The 25,374-nt window shown below is 65.6% G+C and carries 16 protein-coding genes and 1 pseudogene; 12 read left to right on the top strand and 5 right to left on the bottom strand.

Annotated elements, in window-relative coordinates; translation table 11 throughout:
* Positions 1 to 148: 148 nt before the first annotated feature.
* Positions 149 to 382, bottom strand: a complete 234-nt coding sequence (locus tag ACFQZZ_RS25390) for a hypothetical protein (protein WP_378685660.1) — start codon at positions 380 to 382, stop codon at positions 149 to 151.
* Positions 383 to 417: 35 nt separating this feature from the next.
* Between ACFQZZ_RS25390 and ACFQZZ_RS25385 the strand changes: the two genes are divergently transcribed.
* Positions 418 to 690 (top strand): hypothetical protein, encoded by a 273-nt coding sequence (locus ACFQZZ_RS25385; protein WP_378685657.1) that lies wholly within the window; start codon positions 418 to 420, stop codon positions 688 to 690.
* A 111-nt stretch (positions 691 to 801) separates the two neighbouring features.
* Positions 802 to 1,092, top strand: a complete 291-nt coding sequence (locus ACFQZZ_RS25380) for a hypothetical protein (protein ID WP_378686164.1) — start codon at positions 802 to 804, stop codon at positions 1,090 to 1,092.
* Positions 1,093 to 1,533: 441 nt separating this feature from the next.
* On the opposite strand, the gene ACFQZZ_RS25375 is transcribed toward ACFQZZ_RS25380, so the two are convergent.
* Together ACFQZZ_RS25375 and ACFQZZ_RS25370 are read right to left on the bottom strand one after the other, a co-directional pair.
* Positions 1,534 to 2,334 carry a DUF4185 domain-containing protein gene (locus ACFQZZ_RS25375; protein WP_378685654.1) on the bottom strand — a complete coding sequence of 267 codons (801 nt, stop codon included), beginning with the start codon at positions 2,332 to 2,334 and terminating at the stop codon, positions 1,534 to 1,536.
* Between the two features lie 55 nt (positions 2,335 to 2,389).
* Positions 2,390 to 3,585 (bottom strand): annotated as a pseudogene (locus ACFQZZ_RS25370) (IS701 family transposase).
* Positions 3,586 to 4,512: 927 nt separating this feature from the next.
* Between ACFQZZ_RS25370 and ACFQZZ_RS25365 the strand changes: the two are divergent.
* Entirely contained in the window at positions 4,513 to 5,343 is an 831-nt protein-coding gene (locus ACFQZZ_RS25365; RefSeq protein WP_378685651.1) for a hypothetical protein, read from the top strand.
* Between the two features lie 214 nt (positions 5,344 to 5,557).
* Here ACFQZZ_RS25365 and ACFQZZ_RS25360 read toward each other — a convergent pair whose 3' ends face one another.
* A complete protein-coding gene (locus tag ACFQZZ_RS25360) occupies positions 5,558 to 5,809 on the bottom strand; it encodes a hypothetical protein (RefSeq protein WP_378685648.1) in 252 nt (83 codons plus the stop codon).
* Between the two features lie 505 nt (positions 5,810 to 6,314).
* On the opposite strand from ACFQZZ_RS25360, the gene ACFQZZ_RS25355 reads away from it, so the two are divergent.
* The 3 genes from ACFQZZ_RS25355 (at position 6,315) to ACFQZZ_RS25345 (ending at position 9,603) form a co-directional block, all read left to right on the top strand.
* Positions 6,315 to 6,974: a hypothetical protein gene (locus tag ACFQZZ_RS25355; protein ID WP_378685646.1), complete on the top strand. Its 660-nt coding sequence runs from the start codon at positions 6,315 to 6,317 to the stop codon at positions 6,972 to 6,974.
* A gap of 685 nt (positions 6,975 to 7,659) precedes the next feature.
* Positions 7,660 to 7,836 carry a hypothetical protein gene (locus ACFQZZ_RS25350; protein WP_378685644.1) on the top strand — a complete coding sequence of 59 codons (177 nt, stop codon included), beginning with the start codon at positions 7,660 to 7,662 and terminating at the stop codon, positions 7,834 to 7,836.
* A 153-nt stretch (positions 7,837 to 7,989) separates the two neighbouring features.
* Complete coding sequence (locus tag ACFQZZ_RS25345; RefSeq protein WP_378685641.1) at positions 7,990 to 9,603, top strand: FAD-dependent monooxygenase; 1,614 nt, start codon at positions 7,990 to 7,992, stop codon at positions 9,601 to 9,603.
* A 660-nt stretch (positions 9,604 to 10,263) separates the two neighbouring features.
* Here ACFQZZ_RS25345 and ACFQZZ_RS25340 read toward each other — a convergent pair.
* A complete protein-coding gene (locus ACFQZZ_RS25340) occupies positions 10,264 to 10,728 on the bottom strand; it encodes a MarR family transcriptional regulator (protein WP_378685639.1) in 465 nt (154 codons plus the stop codon).
* A 54-nt stretch (positions 10,729 to 10,782) separates the two neighbouring features.
* On the opposite strand from ACFQZZ_RS25340, the gene ACFQZZ_RS25335 reads away from it, so the two are divergent.
* The 6 genes from ACFQZZ_RS25335 (at position 10,783) to ACFQZZ_RS25310 (ending at position 25,366) form a co-directional block, all read left to right on the top strand.
* On the top strand, positions 10,783 to 11,631 hold the full coding sequence (locus ACFQZZ_RS25335; RefSeq protein WP_378685636.1) for an SDR family oxidoreductase: 849 nt from the start codon (positions 10,783 to 10,785) through the stop codon (positions 11,629 to 11,631).
* Positions 11,628 to 12,089, top strand: coding sequence for an anthrone oxygenase family protein (locus ACFQZZ_RS25330; protein WP_378685634.1), 462 nt, complete (start codon positions 11,628 to 11,630; stop codon positions 12,087 to 12,089). The genes ACFQZZ_RS25335 and ACFQZZ_RS25330 overlap by 4 nt, the downstream gene beginning before the upstream one ends.
* Before the next feature lie 951 nt (positions 12,090 to 13,040).
* Positions 13,041 to 13,166, top strand: coding sequence for a hypothetical protein (locus ACFQZZ_RS25325; RefSeq protein ID WP_378685631.1), 126 nt, complete (start codon positions 13,041 to 13,043; stop codon positions 13,164 to 13,166).
* Positions 13,167 to 13,337: 171 nt separating this feature from the next.
* Positions 13,338 to 13,637, top strand: a complete 300-nt coding sequence (locus tag ACFQZZ_RS25320; protein WP_378685629.1) for an acyl carrier protein — start codon at positions 13,338 to 13,340, stop codon at positions 13,635 to 13,637.
* Between the two features lie 136 nt (positions 13,638 to 13,773).
* Positions 13,774 to 20,154 (top strand): SDR family NAD(P)-dependent oxidoreductase, encoded by a 6,381-nt coding sequence (locus ACFQZZ_RS25315; RefSeq protein ID WP_378685627.1) that lies wholly within the window; start codon positions 13,774 to 13,776, stop codon positions 20,152 to 20,154.
* A 4-nt stretch (positions 20,155 to 20,158) separates the two neighbouring features.
* Positions 20,159 to 25,366, top strand: a complete 5,208-nt coding sequence (locus ACFQZZ_RS25310) for a hypothetical protein (RefSeq protein WP_378685624.1) — start codon at positions 20,159 to 20,161, stop codon at positions 25,364 to 25,366.
* Positions 25,367 to 25,374: the final 8 nt, after the last annotated feature.

Genomic DNA, 25,374 nt, shown 5'->3' with positions numbered 1-25,374 from the left:
AGTCGCGTCGGCTCAGGACCAACAAGGACTGACGCCGCAGTCGAGGCGATTGAAAGATGTCTGCGACGTCGGCGTCTTCTGCCTCGTGACGCAGTTCGACGGTGATGCCGTCCAGCGCTGTGCAACGCCACCACCGCGGTTCACACGACTAAGCGAGATCCATCGTGACGGTGTTGAATGCCTGCCATTGCTCTGGGGTGAAGCTGCGTTCGTACTGCCGTGACGAGAACCTGCGCTCGCGAGGCGGCGAAGTGAATTCTCCGACGAATGTGCTACCGGGACATAGGACCGCGGATGTGTCTTCGACATGCCGGTAGTCGGGGTCGAAATGGCTCTCGCGCCGCATCCGCGCCATGTCGCGGATGATCGCAGGCCATGCCATTCTTCGCCGCACCACGGATGTGGACAGTACGGCTGATGGACGTTGTAGTCGTAGCCGGATCGCTGGTGGAACCCGCTGAGTTGTTCGTCGACGAGTTCGTCGATCCGGTCGAGAATGTCGGTCACGGTGCTGTATCTCAGCGTTCGGGCTCGACGATGATGCCGGCCGCGGCGGCGGCTGTGAACCAGGTGGGCCACTCGGCGACCATCAGGCACTGGAACGCTCTGGGGTGGGGCAATTCCGGTTACGTGAGCGAGGTTGCTAGATCCCGCCAGCAGATGCCTCGTCCACGACTGACTGCTTTGTGAAGCGCACGATCTTCTCGAAGATCGGGCGGTAGCCGTCGGAGGTGTCCACAATCAGGGTTGGCAGATCCAGAGAGATAGGCACGAAGGAATCGATCGCGTGGCTATGAGTTCATTGTCGAGTTGTGTTCGGAGAGCCCGAATTTCAAGGCCCTTTGGGCCCGAAACGATGTCGCCGTCCCGGTCAGCCGCACCAAACAGATCCGTAATCTGGCGGTGGGGGAGCTGGAGATGTTCTTGACGAGTATGTCGTTGCCGTCGGTTCCGCATGCGTGGATGCAGGTCTATACCCCGGTTGATGAGGTGGCGTGGTCGAAGTTGCGTGAGTTGTTGGCGATGAGTGTGGAGGAGCGTCAGCGTCCGTGGGTGGAGCGTCGCGAACAGGTTCACGTGGCGGCGGGCTGAATCTGGTTCCGAACTGGCTAGCAGCAAGCCTGTGAAATCGGCTCGGAAGGGTTATAGATAGCGCGACCGGAGGGCGACAGATGGACGCGCGGCGTCCACGGCAGCCGGATGAGGTCGATCGAAATTGTGTTTGAATATCTAGTCTGCACCGTTGCGGTAGCCGCCGTTCCACCGGTTACTCGGGTGTCCAGTCCGTGCGTGAGAGCTGTGCTCTGCCATCGTCATCGGCGATTCAGCGCTGTGTCAACGTCAAATGCCGAACGCTGGCAACGGTGTTCGCGGTGGGACAGGCACGGCGGGGACACCGGCGCTGGCGCCCAAGCGTGCCCGTCGATTGACCGGCTGCACCCGAGGGGGCGAACCCTTCCGCATGGCGCCGCGGCCGCCGCCCCGCGAGCACGTCAACGCGTCCGCAAGGCGGCGTTCGTCAGCAGTTAGGTTCTATCCGACAGGGACCTTGAAGTGCATTGCGCGGTAGGGCCATCCGTCGGCTGTCTTCCATTGCGACACCAGCAGGTGTAGTCCGGCGTCGAGGGTGGATCCGGGGATGATGCTCGGACCGTACAGTTGCGCGATCTTGTCGCCACCTTCTTCATTCCATGCCGAACCCCGCAGCGGTGTGGTCTTGGGCACCAGGTACAGGTCGTCGGTGGGAGTGTCGAGGATGCGCAGGTCGATGTCGTAGCCTCCTATCGTCGAGGCGTCGAAGTTCACCAGAACCCACTTGTTTTGGATCTTGCGAAGGCACATCTCCCCGAACTTCTCCGCGGAGGGCTGGCGTTCGAGAACCGGTGTCGGCGGATTACCCCAATTCCATTGTCCGTCACGCCAACCCCAACCGACGTAGGCGCCGGGATCGGTGATCCGGTCCTCACGGACGCGGCGCAGGATGATCCCCTTGTCGCGTTGGAATCCAGTCGAGAAAACGTACACCCATCCGTCGTCGTCGCGTGCCCACGTCCATAGTTGCGCGAAGCCGTCGTGGAGGCCGGCGTCGAATTGTGCACCGGTGGGTTGCCAGGACTCGCCGTCGTCGGACGACGTCCAGATCTCGGTTCGCACCACGTTGCCGAGGCCTTGGTTGATCATGACGTGCAGGAAGATGTCCTCTTCGATGGTGATGACGTCGGTGGGCAGCGCGGTGGTCCCGCCCGCGTGGTCGTAGGGCCACAGCTGGTGGGCGTAGTGCGGATCCGCTCCGGCGGCTTCGTGCCCCGCCGACAACCCGTAATCCCGCAACACCCTCCGCGCACCATGATCATCCACGCGGTGGTGCATTGATCACTCGAGCCCAAGATCACGTGTGCCAGTAGACGTCGGATTTCGCCGAGGGTGAGCGAGATGAGGCCGCTGCCAACGCTTTTGGGGTTATGGCGGCGGTGACGGCGAGGTAGGTGTGGGCGAGCATGGCGAGGGTGATGTGGCGGTACCAGGCGTCGTAGCGGCGGACCTGGTAGTGGTCGAGCCCGACCTCGGTCTTGGCGGTCTGGAAACAGTCCTCGATCGACCACCTGGTGCCGGCGACGCGGATGAGTTCGTCGTCGGAGGTGTCGTTGGGTGCGCAGCACAGGTAGTAGGCGACTTCGAGCTCGCCTCTGGTGTTGGGTGTCAGTGCCCGCCGCGCCAGCAGCCAGCGGCTCCAGCCAGCGGGAGTTGTCCACGGGGCGGCCAGCAGCGAGGCCACCGCCCAGTCGAACTTGCGTGGCCCTTTCGCTCCCGCACCGCAGCTGAGCCGTTTCCATGCATCCGAAGGTGCTTGTGCGACGAAGTGATCGGCACGGGTGCAGCCCGCGGTGATCGGGATGGTCTGGTTGCGTGGCACGGCCACCACGTAGCTGATGCGCTGGTCTTCGCACCAGGACCGGAACTTGTAGTCGCCACCATAGGCCTCATCAGCGGTCACCGACCGCGCCGGCGCCCCGGCCTCCAGCGCCCGGGCCAGCATCCTCTTCGCTAGCGTCGCCTTCGTCGCGAAGACAGCATCGTCGGGGATCGCAGCCTCGCGGCAACGTTCCCGGTCCTCGGTCCACGACTTCGGCAGATACAACTCCGCATCGATCAACGTGCGTCCCTTGCCGGAGGCGTAGGCACAGAACATCCCGAGCTGACAGTTCTCGATCCGACCCGCCGTTCCGGAGTATTGCTGTTGCACCCCAGCGGATTTCACTCCCTTCTTCAAAATCCGGTATCGTCGACCACCAGCACCCCGTCCGGATCACCGAGATGCTCGACGGCGTAGGCGCGCACGTCCTCACGCACCCCATCGACATCCCACGTGGCCTTGTTCAGCAGACGTTGCATCCCGTCCGGTGTCAGATCCCCCGCCGCTTCGGCCAAGGTCCAACCGTTTTTCCCGGCAAGGGGCGCTAGCAGGCCCCGCACATACGCCCGCGCCCGCAACCGCGGCTCCGCCCGATAGAACCGGCCCGCAACCCGCCCGAACAGATCATCCAACCCAGCCACCCACGCAGCGGGATCCTCATCGACCGACACGACGAAAGAGACTCCAGCACAACATAACCAAGTGCGGCTGGAGTATTAAGAGATCTCTAACAATTGCTGAAGAGGCGCTGAATATCCGCTCCCTATTGTCGGTCTCGCCGGATCACCCGGCATCGACGCGAAGGAGAGATCCTTATGGCCGCAATCCTCGCCCGCGGCAGAGCCCGCATCGCGCCGTGGTTCTCGCTGTGGTGACTGTGCCTTGTCATTGGTTCGGACTACGGCCGCACTGGCCGCCGCGTCCCACCGCGGAACCTGAACGCGCGCACCTCGCCGACCCCGGTCGAGCGGCGCGAGGGCCGGTACCGCAGCGTTGATCGCCGCCGCGATGCCGGCCCCGTATGGCTGGCAGTGTGTTCTCGGCGCCCTTCGCCGTGACCGCGCTGGCCGACGCCCTCGACGGATACGCGACCGCGTTCCTACTCCTCGGCGTTTTCGCTGCTTTGGCTGCCGCGCTGTCGGCGGCAACTATCCCGAAATACAGAGCAAATTTTGGAGAGGCGGTGCGGACGCATGGCGCCAAATGTTGCGGACGACGATTCTGAACGCGCTTGGGAACTGTTTGAACCCGAACGGGGGTGGACTGCGCGTCGGGGCCCTGACGATCCCGGACTCGGGCAAATGATGCATACCGTTAACGGGCCGATCGCGCCCGGTGGACCAGGCGAACCCGGAGTCGAGCACGTCGCCCGCAGATCTGATCGACGAGACGGACCTGGACCAGGCGAACCCGGGGTCGGGTACACCCTCCGCGCACCAAGGCTGAAAGAGCTGAAAGAGCTGGACCCTCCGCCTGGTGCGTCAGAGGGTTTCAAGGCATATTTCGCGAAGGCTAAGACCGCGATTCAAACCGCCGTCGATCAGCTTGGTCTGGGTACGGCCGTCCCTCCGCCGCGCGCGGCCAAACTTCTGAAATCGGTGGCGCACGAGGATCTCGGCATCGGCGCGGCCGCCGAGGGTTACATGAAGTCCATGGCCAAGGTCGACACAAAAAAGGAGTCGCTGCTGCGGATGGACGACAGAGTGCTCCATACGTCCGTCTTCGTGGCCAACGAGCAGAATCAGACGCTGCGCTCTATCAAGACCATCATCGCCGACCTCGATGACAAGCTCGAAGCCGCGGGTACCGGCAAGCTCAAACCCGCAAAGGAGACAACGCTGCTGCGGCAGGTCGCCGCTGCGGTCGAGGCTGTGTCGGACAAGGTCAACGCGACGTCGCAGACCAACACAGACATAGCTGAGGGGGGCAGCGCCCGGCTTGTCGTAAATGGCAACGTAAGTGGCAAAGCTCCAGTCGGCGGCGCCGATGGCGTAGGCGGTCTGGCCGGGATGATTCAGGCGCTTGCACCGATGGGCATGATGGCGATGCCGCTGGTGCAGGGGCCGCCGGACCTGCTCGGCGGCAAAGACGCTCACCACGAGGATCGGATCGGCAACCCCTCACCCCTGCCGGGTGGCCCCAACGCGGCGCCGCTTCCCGGTGTTGTCCATCCGCCGGGCGTCCCCGCCATGCAGCACATTTCCGGTGCCGCACCTATCTCGGGACAACCCGCGCCGATCTCGTCCGCGATCAACAGTTCCGCGAGTCGTCCCGAATCGGGTTTGCCCACAACACCGTGGTCGAGAATCGCAAGACCTGCCTCCCACATTCGACGACCGGCGGACACCACCAGTTCAACGGAAGGCCCGCTGGTGCCGCCAGACGTTAGCGCGGATGACGAATACGCAGCTGTGGCAGAAGCCATCTGATCGATGACCGCCTGAACCCGCACCGATGAAGCGGGCGTTCGAGCCGCCTTTTTCCTGGCTAACGACTGCTGACGCCGACCACTCACGGTCAACCGACGAGTGAACTCAGCCGTCTGGGCCGACGGCTACAGCGGGTCAATGACGCCCGCTGCTGACCCCAATCGAACATTCTCATTGTTCCCCTGCTCTGTCCGCTGTTATGCCCAAGCCGAATTCACCCGGCTCGACTGGCCGCGGCGCCAGCCCAGTGTGCTCGGAGCTCGAGTTGCTCGGCGCTTTTCGCTGCGATGGGCTTGCCGGGGCTCGCCTGCGCCTTCACGATCCACTGCCGCAGGGTTTCTGGATGCACATCGACCATCGGACCGATCGCTTGCGCCGCGGCATACGCGGACGGGTACTCGTCGAGGTGGTCCAACGCCAACCGCAGCGCTTTTTCACGAACCTCGGGCGGGTATCGCTTCGACATGGTGACCATCTTCCTCAAGAAAGGAAGTGGGCGGTCCCCAACCCGTGACGGTTCAGGTAATCAATCTGCTTGATCGTGGGCTAGCTCGACTTTGGGGCTGGGCCGGTCGTTCACCCCACCGCGCGCAGTGGGCGTCGCGCTCGGGCCTTGGCAGCGGATTGCGATCGGTGCCCTGAATCGCTTCGACCCAAGCCCCGCCGGGCGTCCTAATCACGGCCTGCCACAACACAGCGGCGAGTCACATCCCCTTCGAGTGCTCCATCACCAGCAGTAGCAGGGTCGCACTCCACGCGCCTGTCATCGTCAGCGTCGGCAGTTCAACCGCTGTTGCGGGGTCCCCACCCTTGCGCCGCATCTCACGCAGAAGCGGAGCCTCCCCGGGTTGATGGTCTTGATCTCTTATATGCGCGCTGGCGCCCACCGTGGCATCCAATTGCGCTGGGCGGCAGGCACGGTAGGGTCTGCCGTGTCATTCGGGGGAACCTTAGCCCCAAACGCTGATCGAATGGTTGTGACGATCTTGATGGATGCACGGGGACTTTGCGTAGTCGCGGTGAGCGTGGCGGCTGTGGCGGGTGGGCTGACAGGATGCGGGTCCGAGGCTGAGCCAGTGGAGACACCGCTGTTCAGCGGCATGTCTGATTCCTGCGCAAAACTGGCAGCACCGGCCATGGACGCCATCCGGCAGTCCACTGGCAATCTCTTCAGCGCGGACGTCGCGTTCGAGGATGAGGGCAACCAGCCCGCGTCGGAGCCCGGACAGTCGGTAAAGGTCTGTGGCGCATTATATCTGGCCTCGCCCATACACGTCGGGACCCATTTGATGAATGCGGCGGAACGCCGCTTCATCACCTTGACGTTCTCGCTCCATTCCGACGATGATGCGGTCGCCTCCGCCAAGCACCAATTCGGTTTCGTCCGTGACCAGGTCAAAGGCCGCACCACCTCAGGCCTCGGCGACGAGTCACTCGAAGGTGCAAACGGAAGCGTCAAGGTCACCCGCGCCATCACCGCCTTCCGCAAAAGCAACGCGGTTGTCGACGTGGCCGTTTCCGGATTGGACAGTTCCGGCAAGGACGTGGAAGTTTCCGAACTCGAGCCCGGATCACGCTCGATCGCAAGGGCATTGGCCGACAACATTGGCGCTGCCTTCAACCTCGAGTAGCCCTCCGCCGAGCCACAGCTGAGCCAGGCCAGGGCCACGGTGGTGCGGCCCTAGCTCATGTCCGGCGCGGTGTGCCGTTCCGGTGCGGCGGGTTTCCGAGTGACAGTGTGCGCGCTGGGCACCCTTGCCGAGTTTCGACGCGCCCCTGCCTGTTGAACCGGTGGAGTGCACGTATTTGTTTGTTGCACAATTCCTCCGTCTCTGATGGGCGGGACTCTCGCGGCTACCACCCGCGCCGACCATGGTGATGATCGTCTTGGCCGGCCGCGTTCGGTGGCGGTGCTACGGAGTGCTCAGCATTGCCGCAAGACGAGCTGGCCGCGGCCGTTACCGGTGGAGGCGGTGAACTCTACGAGTCCCAGCCATACCCCGTTCCAAGCCCGTGCCCAGGCGTGCAGCAGTCCGGGCACGTTTCCGGTCAGGCGCAAGCCGCCCGCGCTGACCCATAGAGGTACCGACTTCTTCGCGCCGAAGGTCGCGAGCTGCGTTGGAACCGCTTGTCCAAGGTCGACGACGCCGGGCAGCGGAGGTTCGACGATTGGTTCGCAAGTACCTCGGCCCGGTCCGGCGGGCGGGTCGAGGTCAGCTGCCGTCCGGCACGGCCGCGAACGAGACGGAGATCTACCGGGCCGCAGGGTTTACCGGGCCGCGGCGAATCGAAGTGCCGGGACGGATTGTCACTTGCATGAGTGAAGACATCGTTGTCGCGGTCTTCTCGCTGTCCAGCTCGACACCGCATCTGTTCGGCGATGACCGCGCCGAGTTCGAGGCCGAGCTCCGGCAACTCCTGTGCAACGCCAGTCCGAGCGGAGTTTTCAGTGAGCAGGCTCACGATATCGCTGTGGACATCTGGCGGCCATAGAGCGAAACCCCTTGGGGTTGATGACGATAGAGAAAAGGAGCCACGGCTCCTTCCACTCTCAACTTATAGCGCACCGGGGGGCTTGCGGCAAGACCCAGGGCATGCCGCAGAATCGCTGCTCGAAGCTAGAACTTGTGTGAATGGGAGTGTGTGTTGGTATCGACGACTGGATCGTTCGGGGATGCGGCGAAGAATTACGAGGGGGAGCGCGCAGTGGTGGATGCCGATGTGATCATTGTGGGTGCGGGTCCGGCCGGTCTGATGTTGGCCGGTGAACTGCATCTGGCGGGAGTACGACCGCTGGTGTTGGAGCGGCAGCCACAACCTCGCGATACCCCGAAGGCGCACGGTATCGGCGGACAGATTTTGGAACTGCTGCGCTACCGCGGCCTGCTGGAACGCTTCAGGCAAGCCACGACCGACCCGCTCCCGGCTCCCCGATTCCCGTTCGGTGGTGTGCATCTGGACTTCACGCAACTGGACGTTTCCCCGATGCAGGCATTTCCGATCCCGCAGGCGCGGCTCGAGCGGCTGCTCGCTGAACGTCTCGGCGAGCTCGGCGGCGATATCCGTCGCGGACACGAGGTGGTCGGGCTGAGCCAGGACGGTGACACGGTGACCGCGGACGTGCACGGGCCGGAGGGGCCGTATCAGGTGACAGCCGGATATCTGGTCGGCTGCGACGGCAGCCGCAGCCGGGTTCGCAACCTGGCCGGTATTCCGTTTCCCGGTACCAGTTATCCAGAGGTCAACCGGCTCGCAACGGTCACCATGCCCGATTCGGTGACCACGTTCGACAACGGCGATCTCAACGTCCCTGACGTGGGCAGGGTCCGGCTGGGTTTCAATCACCTCGAGGGCGGCACCTTCGCGCTCGGGCCGCTCGTCGACGGCGTGGTGTCCTTCCAGACCACGGAGGAAGAACCCATCGAGGTCGACGATGACGTGCCCTTGAGCATGTCCGAGCTCCAGGACAGCATCCGCCGGGTGCTCGGCGTGAATCTGCCATTGGGGGAACCGCTTCGGCTGTCGCGCTACCAGTTCCAGGCTCGGCAGGCCGAACGATACCGCGACGGGCGGATCATGCTGGCCGGCGACGCCGCGCACATGCTGCCCGCCACCGGCACCGCGATCAACGTCGGCATGCAGGACGTGGTCAACCTCGCATGGAAGCTGGCCGCCGACGTCAACGGCTGGGCACCGGCCGGTCTGCTGGACACCTATCACGACGAACGTCACTTCGCCGGTGAGCGTGCTCTGCTGCAGACCCAGTCCCAGGTGGCGCTGCGGCGCGGACTCGATTCGGCCGCCGAAGCGCTGCGGGCACTCTTGCGGGAACTGCTGGTCGACGAGCAGCCGTTGCGTCGAATGGGAGCCCTGGTCGGCGCCAACGTCCGCTACCCGCTACCCGGCGCCGACCAGCACGCGTTGACCGGCACCTTCGTGCCCGACCTCACCCTGCTCACCGACCAGGGCACGACCAGCGTCGCGGAGCTCATGCACACCGCACGGCCGGTCTTCCTCGACCTCGCCGACCGCCCGGAGCTTCGCGAGATCGCCCGAGAATGGAACGATCGCGTCGACATCCACACCGCCAAGACCGAAGACCGCCCGGCCGATGTCCTGCTGATTCGCCCGGACGCCCACATCGCCTGGGCCGCAACCGGCGATGGGCCCGCCGATGCCGCCGCGCTGCGCGAAGCGCTGTCGTGCTGGTTCGGTGCGCCGTTGGAAGCCGCAGTGCCGGGCAGCGAGCGTTCGTCCTGACCGACGCCGTATGACGCCGATCTCACCGCCCGCACGGTGGGCTCGGATCCGAATATCGCCAGGAGCGCGGGTCGACGGCGATGTCGACCCGCGCTCCTGCGGCGTCGGCCGCGGAACTGGGCGCCACCCCGGTGCCGCCGGGCACGCTGATCGGCGTAGCCGCACTGGACGTACCTGCCATCTAGTTGAGGTCGAGGCCACCGCGATCATCGAGTGAGCCTGTCGAGGAGCCCCTCCGCGAGAGACAACCCTTGGCCTGTTGCGGGGCACATGCGGGAGAACCAAGTGGACGCTTGAGGGGCGGCAGAAACCCGGCGCAATGAACGCTCCCCACTGTGTGTCCGTGAGGGGCCGCCGGGCCCGCCAACCGGTCACGATCTTCGGGTCGATGTCGGCGAAAACCTCGGCCAGCACTCAGCCAGCACGTGCTCACGAACCCGCTCGCCGCTGCGCTCGACCTGCGTCGCACGATCGACAGCACCACGTGAGCACGTCGGCATCGGCTACGCTGCACTCTCCCGGAACCCGGGAGCCTGACGATCTGAGCGTGGTGATACTCGATCACGGCCCGCTCACCCGGGCGGGCACCAGCGTATTCACTCGCGGGAATCGGGGCGTTGATCGTTCCGGCTGTTGCTCGGGGGTCCGGGCTGCTCTGAGTCAGATCAGGTCCTCCGTCGCCCCGCGCCCCGCGGCAACGGCGCGACGGAGGAAGCCGGTGATCAGCTCGAGCTCGGCTTCCCTGTAGTCGGCGCAGATCTCGTCCAGGGATGAGTTCATCCCAGAGAACAGACCCAGCAGCTCGGCATTGCGTTCCCGCAGCCCGCGGATCAGCGTGGCCCGGCGGTCGGACGGGTCACGTTCGCGGACTACCCAGCCCCCTTTTTCGAGCCGGTCAAGGATGCCGGTGAGGGTCGCCGGATGCAGCCCGGCCTCGCGTGCCAGGGCCTTCGGGCTGAGCGGGCCCAGCCGGTTGATCACGTCGAGGCAGTCGAGGTCGACGTCCTTCATCTCGAGTCGGCTGCCGACCCGCCGGTTGAGCAGGGACAGCTGATTGCTCAGTTCCCGCAAAGACCCCTTGAGCTCGACAGTCGCCTTCCGACGGGCGGGTGATACGGAATTCATATTGTATGACTCCCAAAGTAATATGCTACGGTTCTCGTACTATATGACAACCGAATGGATGACATCATGTACCTCGTGACCGGAGCGACCGGCATCATCGGACGCCCACTCGTCGACGCGCTGCTTTCGGAAGGCGCCGAGATCCGGGCCGTGACCCGCAGCCCAGCGAGCGCCACCTTCCCCGCAGGAGTGAAAGCTGTTGCGCCCGAGGCGATCCGTTCCGCACTACAGGGTGTTCGCGGGCTCTTCGTCCATCCCCGCGCGGCCAAGGACGACACCGATAAGCTCTTGCGACTTGCCGCCGAAGAGGGCGTCCAGAAGCTGGTCGTGATGTCGGCGATCAATGTGGACGACGACCCCGACCACCAGCCCTCGCGCTTCAACGGCGACCGTAACGCCGAGGTGGAGCGTGCCGTTACCGAGAGTGGCCTGCCGTGGGTTGCGGTGCGGCCCAGCTCGTTCGCGATGAACGCGCTCGGGATGTGGCGTGGTCAGCTCGCACTCGGCGATACCGTCCGGAGTCCGTACGGCGGCTTCGCCGAGGCAGTGATCCACGAGCGCGACGTCGCCGAGGTGATCGCCCGTGCGCTCGTAGACGACTCCCTTCTCGGCAGGAGGATCCCCATCACCGGACCCGAGGCGCTCAGGCTCGACGCGATGGTTCCGATCATCGGCGAAGCGATCGGCAGGCCCCTGCGGTTCCAGGAGGTCCCAGCAGAGATGGCGGCCCAAGGAATGATCCGAAACGGCCTCGACGAGAGGTTCGTCCAGGCGCTGATGGCGCGCTACCGGCGCGAGATGGAGCGACCCGCGACGGTGACGGCCGAGATCGAGACGATCCTCGGCCGTCCCGCCCGTACCTTCACCACCTGGGTCGGCGACCATGCGGGAGCGTGGTCATGACGAAGTACGTGCGCTTCGCCAGCCTGGTGTTCGCAGGGCTCTTCGCCGGATTCCTTACCGGCGTCCTGGTCTTGGAGCTGTCCCTGCGAAGCTTCGATGGCGCGGTCTACACCCAGGTCAGGCTGGTCGAGCTCGACTCACTGGACAAGCTCGCCGTCGTCACGCTCCTGCCCGCGCTGCTCACCACGGCGGTGCTGGCCTACCGGGCTTTCCGAACGAACACACGATGGTTGACAGTGGCCGCGCTCGGGCTGCTCGTGTTCGTCTTCGGCCTCACGATCGTGGTCAACCTTCCGATCAACGCCGACCAGCTCGAATGGAACGTCCAGTCCCCACCCATCGACTGGTCGGACGTGCGGAACCGCTGGCAGCTCGCCCATGCCGTCCGAACGGCGGCGGCGGTCCTCGCCTTCGGATTCCTTGCCCTCGCCGCTGTGCTGCCCATCCGGAGCCGGTAGCGGGGCCAGTTCTCGGACAGGCCGGGCGTTGGCTGTGTCAGGTAGCGAGGGCCGCAAACGAGTTCTCCGCCTTGGCAACTCACGACAGTCCAATACGCGATGCCGTCAGTAGCCGACCGGCCGGACCCCTCGACATCACACGCACCAGAAGTCCGCGAACGCGCGCAGAGTAGTACCGCCGATATTCGCGAACGACACCGACTCAACGCGCCGTCAAACCTCGCCGATATCGCGAACACGCGACGACACTGATCGCGAACAAGGTCAATCGACTCCGCATCGCAGCGAGGCTCTGACAGCGGAGGTTCCGCAAACCGGCTTGCGCCAACATTCCGGCAGAGCGCCGACGCAACAGTCGGCCGCATACTTGATGCACCGCTGCCCACACCCACGTCCTACGTCGCAGCGATTGGCAACGGACATCTGAGCCTCGCGCCCTGCTCACCGGACGCGCTCACCCGACGGGCAGTGACGTCGAATTTCTGTTGAAGTTGGCCCAAGTCAGCGTATTTGGGGCAGCCGAGCCCGTCAGCACGTCAGGTTGTCCCGCGTCCACTGGTGAAGCTGGGCGAGCTCAGCGCCTCTCCGCGAGATCTCGAGTCCGGCCCCGCGACGCCACCGAGCGGGCAACTGGCCCTTCGGATCTCGGATCGAGCTTCGTGTAGCTGTTGTCCTGCTGCACAGCGGGTGGTGCCTGCACAGCCCGCGTCGCTGGTTCGGCCGGCGGGCCGGATTTCGGGTCAGCGGGACCGTCCACGCGGGATGCTCACCGGTCAGGGAAGACCGCCGCCGCTGTTTCCGGCCTGGGCCGGGCCTGCGCGCTACGATTCGCCAGTTGGTGAGAGACTGTGTGGTGTCAAGGGGGACATACGTTCGGATCGGGTGGGCCGGATGCCGCAACGCGTCGGCTGATCCAGCGAATGCTCGAGGTTCGCGACGATCGTTGGAATCTTGATCGACAAGTCGTTGCTGCCAGCGCGGGCCGAGGCCGATGACCACAGGGCCGCGACCGGTGCCGAACGGATACAAGCAATCGAGGCGTTATCCGCCCAGCCGCTCGTCGGGCTCGAGCGCTGAGTGCCGCCGACAGCACGGTTGGAGTTTGCACTTCAGGGCGATTGCCGCTTCCGTTAACGGGATCAAGGGGTAGCCATTCATAACCCTTGGGGGCCTACCCGGACCGCGGGCTTTGGGCGAAGGTTTCTGCACGTAGCAATTTCCGAGTAACTTCCGAGTTAGGAATCTGGTATGTCCTTCCCAGTCACCAATCCGGCGGAAACGGGAACTCCGGTCACCTTCGAGGTCATACGTGACCGAATGGTAGACGTCTTTGCCCGTCGGCTGGGTGTTGGACCGGCTCAGATCGACGTGGACCAGTACTTCAACGACTTCGGTCTGGACTCGGTCTGGGCGCTCGCCTTGGCCACTGAACTGGAGAAATGGCTCGGAATCGAAGTCGATGCTGCAGCCCTGTGGTACTACCCCACGATTGCGGAATTCTCCCAGTACCTCGTTGAAGAATACGAGAGTGGTGGCCAGGCGGCTTGAGCCGCAGGCATCGCCCCGGTGTGTTTACGGGCGCCATTCCTGGTCAACTGCACCCAGCGTAAACCTTCTCCCTAACAAACCCAGTGGTGCGCGCCTAGCTCCGTGCGCAGCATCCAAGTGACAAGGCAGTTAACCTTTGGACGACCAACAATATGACGTCGAGCTCGACCGCCGTCTAGCTCGCAACCCGATTGCTATCGTCGGTCTCTCTGCCCTGTTCCCCAAATCGCGCAACTTGCGCGAATTCTGGACAAATATTGTGGAGGCGGCGGACTGTATCGACGATGTTCCCGCCACACATTGGCGGATCGAGGACTACTACGACGCCGATCCCGGGGCAGAGGACAAGACATACTGCCGGCGCGGCGGGTTCCTGCCCGAGATCGGCTTCGACCCCATCGAATTCGGCCTACCCCCGAACATTCTCGAAGTCACCGACGTCGTCCAGCTCCTCAGCCTCGTCGTTGCCCGGGACCTGCTAAAGGATGCCGGCTGCCCCGAGGCCCCGTGGTACGACCCTTCGCGCACTGGCGTGATCCTCGGAATCACCGGCGCGAACTCCCTGAGCCACCCACTTACCGCTAGGTTGCAGACGCCGGTGCTCAAGGAGGTCGTCCGAAGCTGCGGACTGTCGCAGCGCGACGCAGAGGAGATCGCGGAGAAGTTCTCCAAGGCCTTTGCCCCCTGGCAAGAAAACAGCTTCCCGGGCATTCTCGGCAACGTTGTCGCCGGCCGCATCGCGAACCGCTTCGATCTCGGCGGCATGAACTGCACGGTGGACGCTGCCTGCGCGAGCTCGCTCGCCGCAGTGCGGATGGCGGTCTCCGAACTGGTCGAGGGACGGGCCGACCTGATGCTCACCGGCGGCTGCGACACCGAGAACACGATCTTCACCTTCATGTGCTTCAGCAAGACCCCCGCGCTGTCGAAGTCAGGCCGCATTCGCCCGTTCGACGACGCGGCGGACGGCACCTTGATCGGTGAGGGCCTCGGCATGCTCGCGCTGAAGCGGCTGGCTGACGCACAGCGCGACGGCGACCGGGTCTACGCGATTCTGCGCGGGATCGGGACCGGCAGCGACGGCCGCTCGAAGAGCATCTACGCGCCACGGGCAGAAGGTCAGCAGGTAACTCTGCATCGCGCATATGTGGACGCGGACTGCACACCCGACTCGGTGGAGCTGATCGAGGCACACGGTACCGGCACGGTGGCGGGCGACCGCACCGAGCTGTCGGCATTGCACGAGGTCTATGGCGCGGCCACGGAGGAGAAGCAGGTCGTCGCCCTGGGCAGCCTCAAGTCCCAATTCGGCCACTCGAAGGCGGCGGCCGGCGCCGCGGGGCTCATCAAGCTGGCCCTTGCCCTGCACCACAAGGTACTGCCACCCACGATCAACGTCGAGCAGCCGAACCAGGCGTTCGGGTTCGAGGCGACACCTTTCTACCTCAACACCGAGTCACGGCCGTGGGTGCGCCACCCGCTTCGCTCGTGCCGCCGGGCAGCCGTTTCCTCGTTCGGGTTCGGCGGCACCAATTTCCACTGCGTATTGGAGGAGCACGACGACGCCGGGTCCGGGGCGGCGGCACTGCATCCAGCAGCCCGTGCTTATTTATGGCACGCCGAGGACCAAGCGGCTCTGCGTACCCGCATCGCTGACGGGGCTCCGCCAGAAATCGGCTCGGACTCGATCCCCGATTCGTATGCACGGTTGGGCTTCGTCGCGCGCACCGAGTCCGAGTTCGCCCAGCTTCGTGAGCAGGCGCTGGCCATGCTGGATTCGCGCAGCCGAGAAGAGGAGTGGACGCTCCCCAAGGGTGTGTTCTATCGGCGCCGATCCCGTCCCAAGGGCGAGAAGGTGGCCGCACTATTCGCCGGTCAGGGCAGCCAGTACGTCAACATGGGTCGTCATGCCGCGCTCGCGGTGCCTACTGTCCGGGCTGCATTCGATCAGGCGAACCAGCACTTCACGGACGGCGTTCCGCTCGCGAGCGTGGTTTTCCCGATCCCGGTCTTCGATCAGGCGAAGCGGGAAGCTCAGGAGGCCGCGCTGCGGCAGACGGCTTATGCCCAGCCGGCCATCGCCGCCCTGTCCGTCGGGCAGTACGAGTACTTCCGTGCGCTCGGATTCGGCGCCGATGGTTATCTCGGCCACAGTTTTGGTGAGCTCACCGCGCTGTGGGCGGCCGGCTGCTTCACCGATGCCGACTATTTCGCGCTGGCCCGCGCTCGCGGCGCAGCGATGGCTCCGCCTCCGGGTGCTGATGGCCAATTCGATCCCGGGGCGATGGCGGCAGTGCGCGCTCCCGAGGATCGTCTTCGCGACCTGCTTGCCGGTCGGCAGGATGTCGAGATCTGCAATTACAACGCCCCCGACCAGGTCGTTGTCGGTGGTGCCACCGCAGCGGTAGAACGGCTCGTCGCGGATTGCGCGGCCGCTGACGTGCGAGCCCAGCTGCTTCCGGTTACGGCCGCCTTCCACACCGGCCTCGTTGGGCACGCTGTGGACGCGTTCCGGGAAGCTGTGCACGGAGTCGAATTCCGCCCACCGCACACCACCGTCTATGCGAATACCGCCGGGCGCGGGTACTCCGACGACCCAGCCGAAAACCGCGGCATTCTGACCGAGCAGCTCCTGCATCCGGTGCACTTCGCCGACCGGATCGAGACCATGTACTCGGACGGCTACCGCGTCTTCGTGGAGTTCGGACCGAAAGCCGTACTCGGGCAACTGGTGTCACGGATTCTCGACGGACGCGACGCAATCGTCGTCAGCCTCGACGGAGGCCCTTCGCAGGACAGCGATCTGCGGCTCAAACAGGCCGCGGTCCAGCTCGCGGTGTGCGGGCTCCCGCTGAGCGGGCTGAACCGCTTCACCGCCGCACCGGCCGTCGAATCCCCACCTCAGATGAACATTCCTTTCGTCGGGGTCAACCACGTGTCCGAAAGCCGCAGGCTCGCCTATCGCGAGGCGCTCGACCACGGCTATCGGATCGATGTACCCGGACCCGCTACCCCTGCGGTGCCGGTGCAGGCGCAGGAGCTGCCCGCGATTGCACCACCAGCTTCGGCCGACCCCTTCGCCGACTACGCCACCGATCACCTCGGCTTGCACCGCGCGTACCTCGATTCCCAGCTTGAAGTCGCCGAGCGCATGGTCCGGCTGCTCGAGCAGCACCACGGCAACGATGACGGCACCTTGATCGCGGGCCTGCAGACTGTCAAAGATCACGGACTCGCAATCAGCGAGGCACACCTGCACGCGAACCAGATCCTGCGGGACTTCGCGGCGCTGGATCCGGATCGGCAGGGCGGCTATCCCGCGACAACGGACGCTCCCGCCGCCCTCGGCAGCCCGACAACCGAGCCTGCTCCCTCCTCGCCGGTGCCCGCTCCGAATCCGGTCGCACCACCTGCCGTTACACCGAGCGAGATACCGCCGGTCGGGGCGGTGGCGCCCGCCGCAGCCCCAAGTGCCGGAATGGATGCCGCGGCGGTACAGACTGCTCTCCTTGCGATCGTGGCGGAAAAGACGGGTTATCCAGTGGAGATGCTGGAGCCGGACATGGGCATCGAAGCCGATCTCGGGATCGACTCGATCAAGCGCGTCGAGATCCTCGGCAGCCTGCGCGAACGTTTCCCGGCTGCCCCCGAGGTCGGTCCCGAGAAACTGGGTGAGTTGCACACGTTGCGCGATATCGCCGACCTCATCGCAGGCGAGGCAACTACCGAACCACCGGTGAGCGCCGAGCTGGATGGCGCGGCGGTACAGACTGCTCTCCTTGCGATCGTGGCGGAAAAGACTGGCTATCCGGTCGAGATGCTGGAGCCGGACATGGGCATCGAAGCCGATCTCGGGATCGACTCGATCAAGCGCGTCGAGATCCTCGGCAGCCTGCGCGAACGTTTCCCGGCTGCCCCCGAGGTCGGTCCCGAGAAACTGGGTGAGTTGCACACGTTGCGCGATATCACCGACCTCATCGCAGGCGAAGTCGGCACCGAAGTCCCCGCTGGCACCGAAGTCCCCGCTGGCACCGAAGTCCCCGCTGGCACCGAAGTCCCCGCTGGCACCGAAGTCCCCGCCGGTGCCGGGGTGTCCATTGGCGCCGCGGCCGGACCGATCGGCCGGGCTGACGTCGTGCTCCGGCCGCTTCCCGTCCCAGACATACTGGTCGATGCTTATCCCACACCGCGCTCCGCTTTGGTCGTGGACGACGGCGGTACCCGCAGTGCCGCGCTTGTTTCGGCGCTGCGCGAGTCCGGCTGGGATGTGCGCCACCTCGAGCTGCCCAGTGCCGATACGCAACAGGCGGGTGATGAACTGTCCGCGCGGCTTGCCGACGTCGTCGCCGCGCAGCAGCCCATCAATCTCTGCCTGTACCTGGCGACGGCGGATGCGGTGGACAGCGTGCAGGCTCAGCGCCGGTTGATGTTCGGCCTGCTCGTCGCCAAGCACGTCCAGCGGCCGTTGGAGGAATCCGCCCGGGATGGACGCTCCGCATTCATCGCGGTCAGCGGCCTGGACGGGGCGCTCGGCGTCACCGGGTCCGCGACGCAGCCGAACGCGCTGCTCGGAGGCCTGGCCGGCCTGGTCAAGACGCTGGCGATAGAAGCGCCCAGCCTCTTTTGCCGGATGATCGACATCGCTCCGGCCGTCGACGACACCACCGCGGCGTCACTGGTCGTGGCCGAGATGCATGACGTTGCTGCTGATCTGCCCGAGGTCGGCTTGGACGGCCATCATCGGCAGGCTCCCTCGCTGTCCGACAGTCCGGTCGAGACGACGGGATCGAGCATCGAGTCTCAGCTCCACCCTGATGAAGTTTTTGTCGTCACCGGCGGTGGGCGCGGGGTGACGGCGGCATGCGTAGCCGAGCTCGCACGCCGGCAGCCGATCCGCATGGTGCTCCTCGGCCGTACTGCGCTGACACCAGAGCCTGCCTGGGCAACTGGGATCACGGACGACACCGAACTGAAACGGAAGATCCACGCGTACTTGACGCACGCCGGTGCCAAGCCGGCCGTCCGTGACGTCGCGCGGCTGTTCGGCGAGATCACGGCAGCGCGGCAGATCCGGGACACTTTGCAGACTCTGCATGGCGTTGGCGCGAGCGCCGAATACGTATCGGTCGACATCGCCGACCCGAAGGCCACCGAGACGGCCCTCGCCCCGTATGCCGGACAGGTCACCGGAGTCATCCACGGCGCCGGAGTACTCTCCGATCGCCTCATCAAAGACATGACGCAGGCCGACATCGAGCGCGTGTTCGGGCCGAAGCTCGACGGCCTCCGCAATGTGCTGGCCTCAGTGGATGGCCCGCACCTGCGTCACCTCGTGCTCTTCTCGTCGGTCGCCGGCCACTTCGGCAACCGGGGGCAATCCAACTACGCCGCGGCCAACGAAGCGCTGAACCGGATCGCGTGGTCGCTCGAGCATGCCCGGCCCGGCTGCCACGTGGTCGCGCTGAACTGGGGTCCGTGGGCTGGGGGGATGGTTTCCGGCGAGTTGCACGCGATGTTCGAGGCGCGCGGCATCGCGCCCATCCCGGTCGCGAACGGCGCGGCGATGTTCGCCGAGCAGTTCGGCCCGGCGAGCGCGCGTGAGGCCGTGACCGTTATCGGGTCGACGACACCGCTCACGCTCCCCGAGCCGGATCGGTCCGCTCGCCGGACGATTGTCGCGCGGCGCCACCTCGACGGGATGTCGGCCGATCCGGCGATCGACCATCACCGGATCGATGGCCTCCAGGTGCTGCCCCTCACCGTTGCCCTCGGCTGCGCGATCAACATCGCCGAGCAGGTCGACCATGAACCGGTTGTCGAGTGCCGCGACTTCCGTGTGCACAAGGGTGTCGTCTTCGACGGCACCGAACCTGGGCGCTTCGACATCGAGGTGACGCCCGAGGCCGCAGGCAGCCTCCGGATCGCGATCCGCGGGCAACGGGGGTCCGGCCCGGCCCGGCCCCACTACGCCACGACCTGCCTCGCTGGAGGCGCCGGGCTCTCGGCGATTCCCCCGCTCGAGGAAGTGGTGCAACTACTCGACAGCGTGCCCGATAGCAACGAGACCAGCGTCTACGAGGACGGCACGCTGTTTCATGGACCCGCGCTGCAAGGCATCCGTCGGCTTCTCGCGGCCACCCCGGACCGGCTGGTGCTCATGTGCCAACTGCCCGGCAACCGGGTCCAGAACGGTGCGTATGAGGGCCGACGGTACAACCCGCTCCTGGCCGACTTGCTGTTGCAGGCGCCGTTGGTCTGGGTGCGGCGAATCCGGAAACTCCCCGGTCTGCCAGTGGGAATCGACCGCGTCGAGCTGTTCGACCGTCTTCCGTACGACGAGCCGTTCGCAGTCGTGGTCGACCAGATCGTCGACTCCGGCAGCAAGATCACCAGCACCGTGACCGCCTGCGCCGCCGACGGCCGGGTGATGCAGCGCTTTGCTGGGGTTTCCGTCGTCGTCTCTGCGCAACTGGATACCAAGTTCGCCGCAGCCCGCAATGACATCGCGGCCGCGTGATCCCATGGCTAGGTTCGAGATAGACGCCGTCGACGGCGCCAGCCCCCTCTCCATCGTCGGCATCGCCTGCCAGATCGGCGCCTTCCCTGACGTAGCGGCTTTCGAGCAAGCGGTTTATGCCAGCGAGGCGTCGGTGGATTCGGCAGGGGAGTTCGACCGTGACGCCATGCTGCGGGTCGCCGGCTCTGCCATGCGAGACGCCGGATTCGACCGCAATGCTGGCCACCGGATCGCAGTGCTCATCGCCCACGATGGGAATGAAGACCGCCAGGGCAACGACGTCGGCGACCTCGTCGTGGATCACATTTGCTCGCAGTGGAACCTCACGGGACCATCGCGAACATTCGTCGCCGACAGCGTCGGAGCGCTCGCTGCCGCCACCCAGTTGCTGCTCGACAAGACGATCGAGGCGGTCCTCGTCGGCGCCCAAAGCCTCGCCACGGGAGCCGTCGCGGTCGTGGTAGCGCGAGCGGCGGCCGACGTGCCAGCCCGCCGCGAGTATGCGCGAATCGAGGCGGTCAGCATCAGGACTTCTGCCGCATCCAAAGCGCAGGCCTCATTTTCGGCCAGCGCCGATCTCATGCGCGAGGCCGCCGAAGCTGCGCTGACCCGCGCCGGCATCACTCCTGCCGACGTGGGATTCCTCGAAACGAATGCAGGGATCGCCGACCAGGACCACACCGAAATCCTGGCACTGGCGTCGGTGTATGCGGCTGTCCGCGCTTCTGCCGATTCGTGCGCACTCGGCAGCGTCAGGAGTGTCGTCGGTGACACGCGGAACCTGTCGGCGCTCGCGGGGGTGATCAAGGCCGCGCTGTGTTTGTATCACCGCTACATCCCGGGTTCGCCTGGTTCGGAAGCGGGCAGGCCTGAGGATCTCGATTCATCGGCCTTTTACGCGCCTACGCGTTCGCGCCCGTGGCTGCGCGAGTCCACCGCGTGCCCACGGTACGCGGCGGTCAACGTCATAGGTTCCGGCGGCGCACTCGGCCATATCGTCCTTTCTGGGCCGCCGCTTGCCGAGGCGGACCGTCCGATCGCCTGGTACGACGGCGGTGGGCATTTGATCCTCCCCGTCGGAGGCAACGATCTCTCCGGCATGCTTGCGGGCCTGACGCGCTGGCGGTCAGTGCTCGAAACCCAGACAGATATCCGCGCGGTCGTCCAGGCTGCTCTCGACGAACTCGGCGACGGACGGTTGCGGGTGGTGCTCGTAGCCGCCCACCGCGAGGCACTGCTCGGCGAACTGGATCGCGCCGTGCGGGACTTGCCGCAGGCATGGGAGCGAGGGGAGTGGAGCACTCCGGCGGGCAGCTACTTCACCGCTCGCCCCATCGGCGCCACGGGCAAGGTCGCCTTTGTCTATCCCGGTGCGTTCAACTCCTACCTCGGTCTCGGTCAGGACCTGTTCCGGCTCTTTCCCGCTCTGCTGGATATGCTGGAGGGCGAGGTGGCGCGTCCCGCGGAACTGTTCGGCGCCCGCGCGCTGTATCCGTGCGGGCGCGCCACATTCACCCGGCGCGAGTTGATGGTCCGTGAGGCCGCCCTGCTCGAGAACGTCCCCGCAATGCTTGCGACAAGCACCGCCTTCGCTGTGTTGTCCACCGCACTGCTCACGCGACTGCTCGGCCTCCGCGCGGATGGGGCGTTCGGGTACAGCCTGGGTGAGGCCAGCATGATGTTCGCCACCGGCGTGTGGCGCCAGAACGCCTCCGCTGCCGCCAATTCCAGTGATATTCCGCTGTTTCGCGAGCGGCTTTGCGGTCCGAAGCGCACTGTCCGGGAACTGTGGAATGTGCCGGAGTCGGTACCCGACGACGAGGTGTGGGCCACCTACCTGCTGCTTGCTGACGAAGCACTCGTGCGACAGGCCCTGACCAGGTTCGATCGTGTTTACCTCACGCACGTCAACACCCCGAACGAGGTCGTGATCGGCGGCGATCCCGAGCAGTGCCGCCTGCTGATCGATGCGGTCGGCAGCCAGTCCGTGCGCGGTCCTGCCAACCACGTCTTGCATTGCCCGGTCATCGAAAGCGAGCTCGACGAGCTCACCGCACTGCACCGTTACCCGACCGCCGCGCCGCCCGGGATCGAGTTGCTGTCCGCGCGCAAGTACGACCGTATCGAGGCGCTCGATAGCGACATGATCGCTCATGACATCGCCCAGAGCTTGGCAGCAACCGTCGACTTTCCCCGCCTCGTCCGGGCAGCGTACGACCGCGGCTACCGGTATTTCATCGAGGTCGGCCCCGGATCGACCTGCACTCGCTGGATCAAGGAGACGCTCGGGGCCGACGACCACGTCGCGGTCGCAATAGATCGGCGCGGCGCCAGCACCTCCACCGTCCTCAGCCAGGCGCTGGCCCGGCTCATCAGCCACGGACTCGTCGTGGACCTCAACACATTGACCGGACCGCTCGTCTTGCCGGACGCCGGGCCTGCCGCCCCTGTCGCCGATCCTGGAATGCCACCGACTATGCCCACTACTACTGCCGACCTGATCACCTTCGAGGGCGAGCCCTTCGGCTACCCGCCCGCATATCTGCCACCGGCTCCGGAGCCTCCCGCAGCGCGGCCGCAGACCTTGCCCACGGTGGCGACCCGCAGGCCGCCGGCCATTTCACACAACCGCGCCAACGGCTATATCCGCGAATTGCGCGAACAGGTGTTCGCCGCGCACGCGATGGCCATGGACGCACAGCGCGCCATGCAGGACCGCCATTTGGCACGCCTGGAGCTGCAGGTCTCGGGTGGTTCCAGCCAAACGGCCGGCGAAGCGGTGCGAGACGCCTCCCGTCCGAAGGCGCCGGGCACCATCTGGGACGAGGAGGATGTGCTGGAGTTCACGACCGGCAGCGTCGCGGCAGCTCTCGGGCCGGCGTTCGCGTCGGTCGACGGGTACGCCCGCCGGGTGCGGCTGCCCGAACCCCCGTATTTGTTCGTCACTCGTGTGACCGAACTCGACGCTCAGACCGGCCGCTTCGAATCCTCGTCCATTCGGGCGGAGTACGACGTCCCCGTAGACGCCTGGTACACCGTCGACGGCCAGGTGCCGCCCGCGGTGGCGCTCGAGGCCGCGGGCCAGGGCAAACTGCTGCTTCTCGCCTACCTCGGTATCGACTTCCGGAACCAGGGCCGGCGGGTGTACCGGATGCTCGGCGGAACTTTCGCATTCCAGGGCGCCCTGCCGCGCGAGGGGCAGACGCTGCGCTACGACGTCAGCATCGACCGGTTCGTCTGGAACGGCGACACGCCACTCGTGTTCTTCCATTGCGAGGGCCGGGCAGACGGCGAGCTATTTCTCGAAATGAAGAACGCCTGCGCCGGATTCTTTACCGAGGCTGAGCTTCAAGCGCCGATTGGCGTCGTGACCAGTGACGCCCAACGTGGCCGGCGCGCGGAAGTGGTCCCGTCCTCCTTCAAACCACTGGCATACACGGCAAAACAGTTACTTGGACCAGCGGACCTGGAGCTGCTGGCCGCTGGACGGGTGGCCGAGGTATTCGGCGCGCAGTACGAGCAGGACGGCTGCAACCCGTCGCTGCGTCTTTCCGGCGCGAGGTTGCGGATGATCGACGAGGTCACCGCCATCGAGCGGTGCGGTGGGCCGCGGGGCCTCGGCCGGCTGACCGCCGTCAAGCATCTCGACCCGGACGACTGGTACTTCCGCTGTCACTTCCGGGGCGATCCGGTGCTCCCAGGCTCGCTCGTGGGGGAGGGAGGTGTGCAGCTCATGCAGGTTTTCGCCCTCTACCTAGGTCTGCACCTGTGCCTGCCCGACGCAAGCTTCCAGCCCGTCACCGGCCTGGACACACAGGCGAAAGTTCGCGGGCAAATCGCCCCGGGCTGCCGGTCGCTGACGTACGAGGTCGAAGTGACCGACGTGCGGCTGCTCCCGCGGCCGACGGTGATCGCCGACATCGTGGTGTACGCAGGGAACAGGCCGGTTGTCAGCGTGCACAACTGCGGCATCGAGCTACGGGAGAAGCCCGGTACGCCCTACCGGCCCGAGTCGGGCGGCATCCCCGCGGCCTTCCTGGGCCGTAAGAACCGTCTCGGCGAACGGGCACTCGTCAACGAGCTGCACATAGCGCATCTGGCCAAGGGCGACCTCGCCACCGCCATGGGCCCGGAGTTCGAGATCTACCGCACCAGCCGCGCCCCGCACATGCCCCACGGAGATCTGCAGTTCATCGACCGGATCATGACGCTTGACGGTGCGCGGGGGCAGCTGAGCACCGAATCAACCATGAGTTCGGAGTATGACTCCCCGGCCGATGCCTGGTACTACCGCGAGAACTCGTTCCCGTTCATGCCCAACTTCGCCTACATGGAGACAGGGCTGCAGGGCACGCTCTTGCTCGGCTTCTACCTCGGCGCCACACTGATCTATCCCAACGAACAGTTCAGCGTGCGCAATCTCGACGGACGCGCCACTGTGGTCAAGGACGTCGACCTGCGCGGCAAACTCGTCCGGATCGACTCGCGGCTGCTCTCGACCAGGGCCCTACCAGGCGTGGTCCTGCAAACCTTCGCTTTCGAGCTCTCCGCCGACGGTGAGGTGTTCTACGCCGGGGACTCTCTGTTCGGCTTCTTCAACGAGCGGGCGCTGGCCAACCAGGCCGGTCTGGACAACGGCGCTCACTCCATCTCCTGGCTCGACCGGCAGGACAGCGCTCCGGTCGGCGTACAGCGAATCGACCTCCGCACCGACCCGTCGGCATTCGAGGGGGACGGCGCGCACCTGAAACTGGCGCAGGGCCAATTGAGACTGGTCGACCGGGCCGACGTCGTGCCCGGTGGTGGTCAGTTCCAAGCCGGTTACGTGCGCGGGTACCGCCAAGTCCGGCCCGACGACTGGTACTTCGGCTACCACTTCCACCGCGATCCCGTGATGCCCGGCTCACTGGGTGTGGAGGCGGTCATCCAGGCCCTGCAGCTGTACATCCTGCGCACCGGGCTGGCCGAGGGGATCACCCGTCCGAGGTTTGCGCCGCCGCGCGGTGTGCAGATGTCGTGGCGGTACCGCGGCCAGATCCTGCCCACGGACCGGGACATGGAATTCGAGGCGCACATCAAGGAGGTCCGGCGCGACGGCGACCAGCTCGTGGTCATCGCCGACGCAAACGTGTGGAGAGACGGCTTGCGGATCTACGAGCTGCAGGACGTGGCCGTCGAGGTCCGGTCCGCAGTGAACGAGGGTGATTTGTGATGAGCGGG

The organism is Nocardia sp. GCM10030253 (genome assembly GCF_042675075.1).
Classification (GTDB): Bacteria; Actinomycetota; Actinomycetes; order Mycobacteriales; family Mycobacteriaceae; genus Nocardia.
The sequence above is the reverse complement of the archived record's forward strand: the minus strand, read 5'-3'. Positions and strand labels throughout refer to the sequence as shown.

What these genes read in the sequence shown, in the direction of transcription:
- ACFQZZ_RS25355 (WP_378685646.1), top strand. Translation starts at nt 6,315, where the DNA reads ATGGTTGTGACGATCTTGATGGATGCACGGGGACTTTGCGTAGTCGCG.
- ACFQZZ_RS25330 (WP_378685634.1), top strand. Translation starts at nt 11,628, where the DNA reads ATGACGAAGTACGTGCGCTTCGCCAGCCTGGTGTTCGCAGGGCTCTTC.
- ACFQZZ_RS25335 (WP_378685636.1), top strand. Translation starts at nt 10,783, where the DNA reads ATGGATGACATCATGTACCTCGTGACCGGAGCGACCGGCATCATCGGA.
- ACFQZZ_RS25390 (WP_378685660.1), bottom strand. Translation starts at nt 382, where the DNA reads ATGGCATGGCCTGCGATCATCCGCGACATGGCGCGGATGCGGCGCGAG.
- ACFQZZ_RS25350 (WP_378685644.1), top strand. Translation starts at nt 7,660, where the DNA reads ATGAGTGAAGACATCGTTGTCGCGGTCTTCTCGCTGTCCAGCTCGACA.
- ACFQZZ_RS25310 (WP_378685624.1), top strand. Translation starts at nt 20,159, where the DNA reads ATGGCTAGGTTCGAGATAGACGCCGTCGACGGCGCCAGCCCCCTCTCC.
- ACFQZZ_RS25340 (WP_378685639.1), bottom strand. Translation starts at nt 10,728, where the DNA reads ATGAATTCCGTATCACCCGCCCGTCGGAAGGCGACTGTCGAGCTCAAG.
- ACFQZZ_RS25360 (WP_378685648.1), bottom strand. Translation starts at nt 5,809, where the DNA reads ATGTCGAAGCGATACCCGCCCGAGGTTCGTGAAAAAGCGCTGCGGTTG.
- ACFQZZ_RS25320 (WP_378685629.1), top strand. Translation starts at nt 13,338, where the DNA reads ATGTCCTTCCCAGTCACCAATCCGGCGGAAACGGGAACTCCGGTCACC.
- ACFQZZ_RS25385 (WP_378685657.1), top strand. Translation starts at nt 418, where the DNA reads ATGGACGTTGTAGTCGTAGCCGGATCGCTGGTGGAACCCGCTGAGTTG.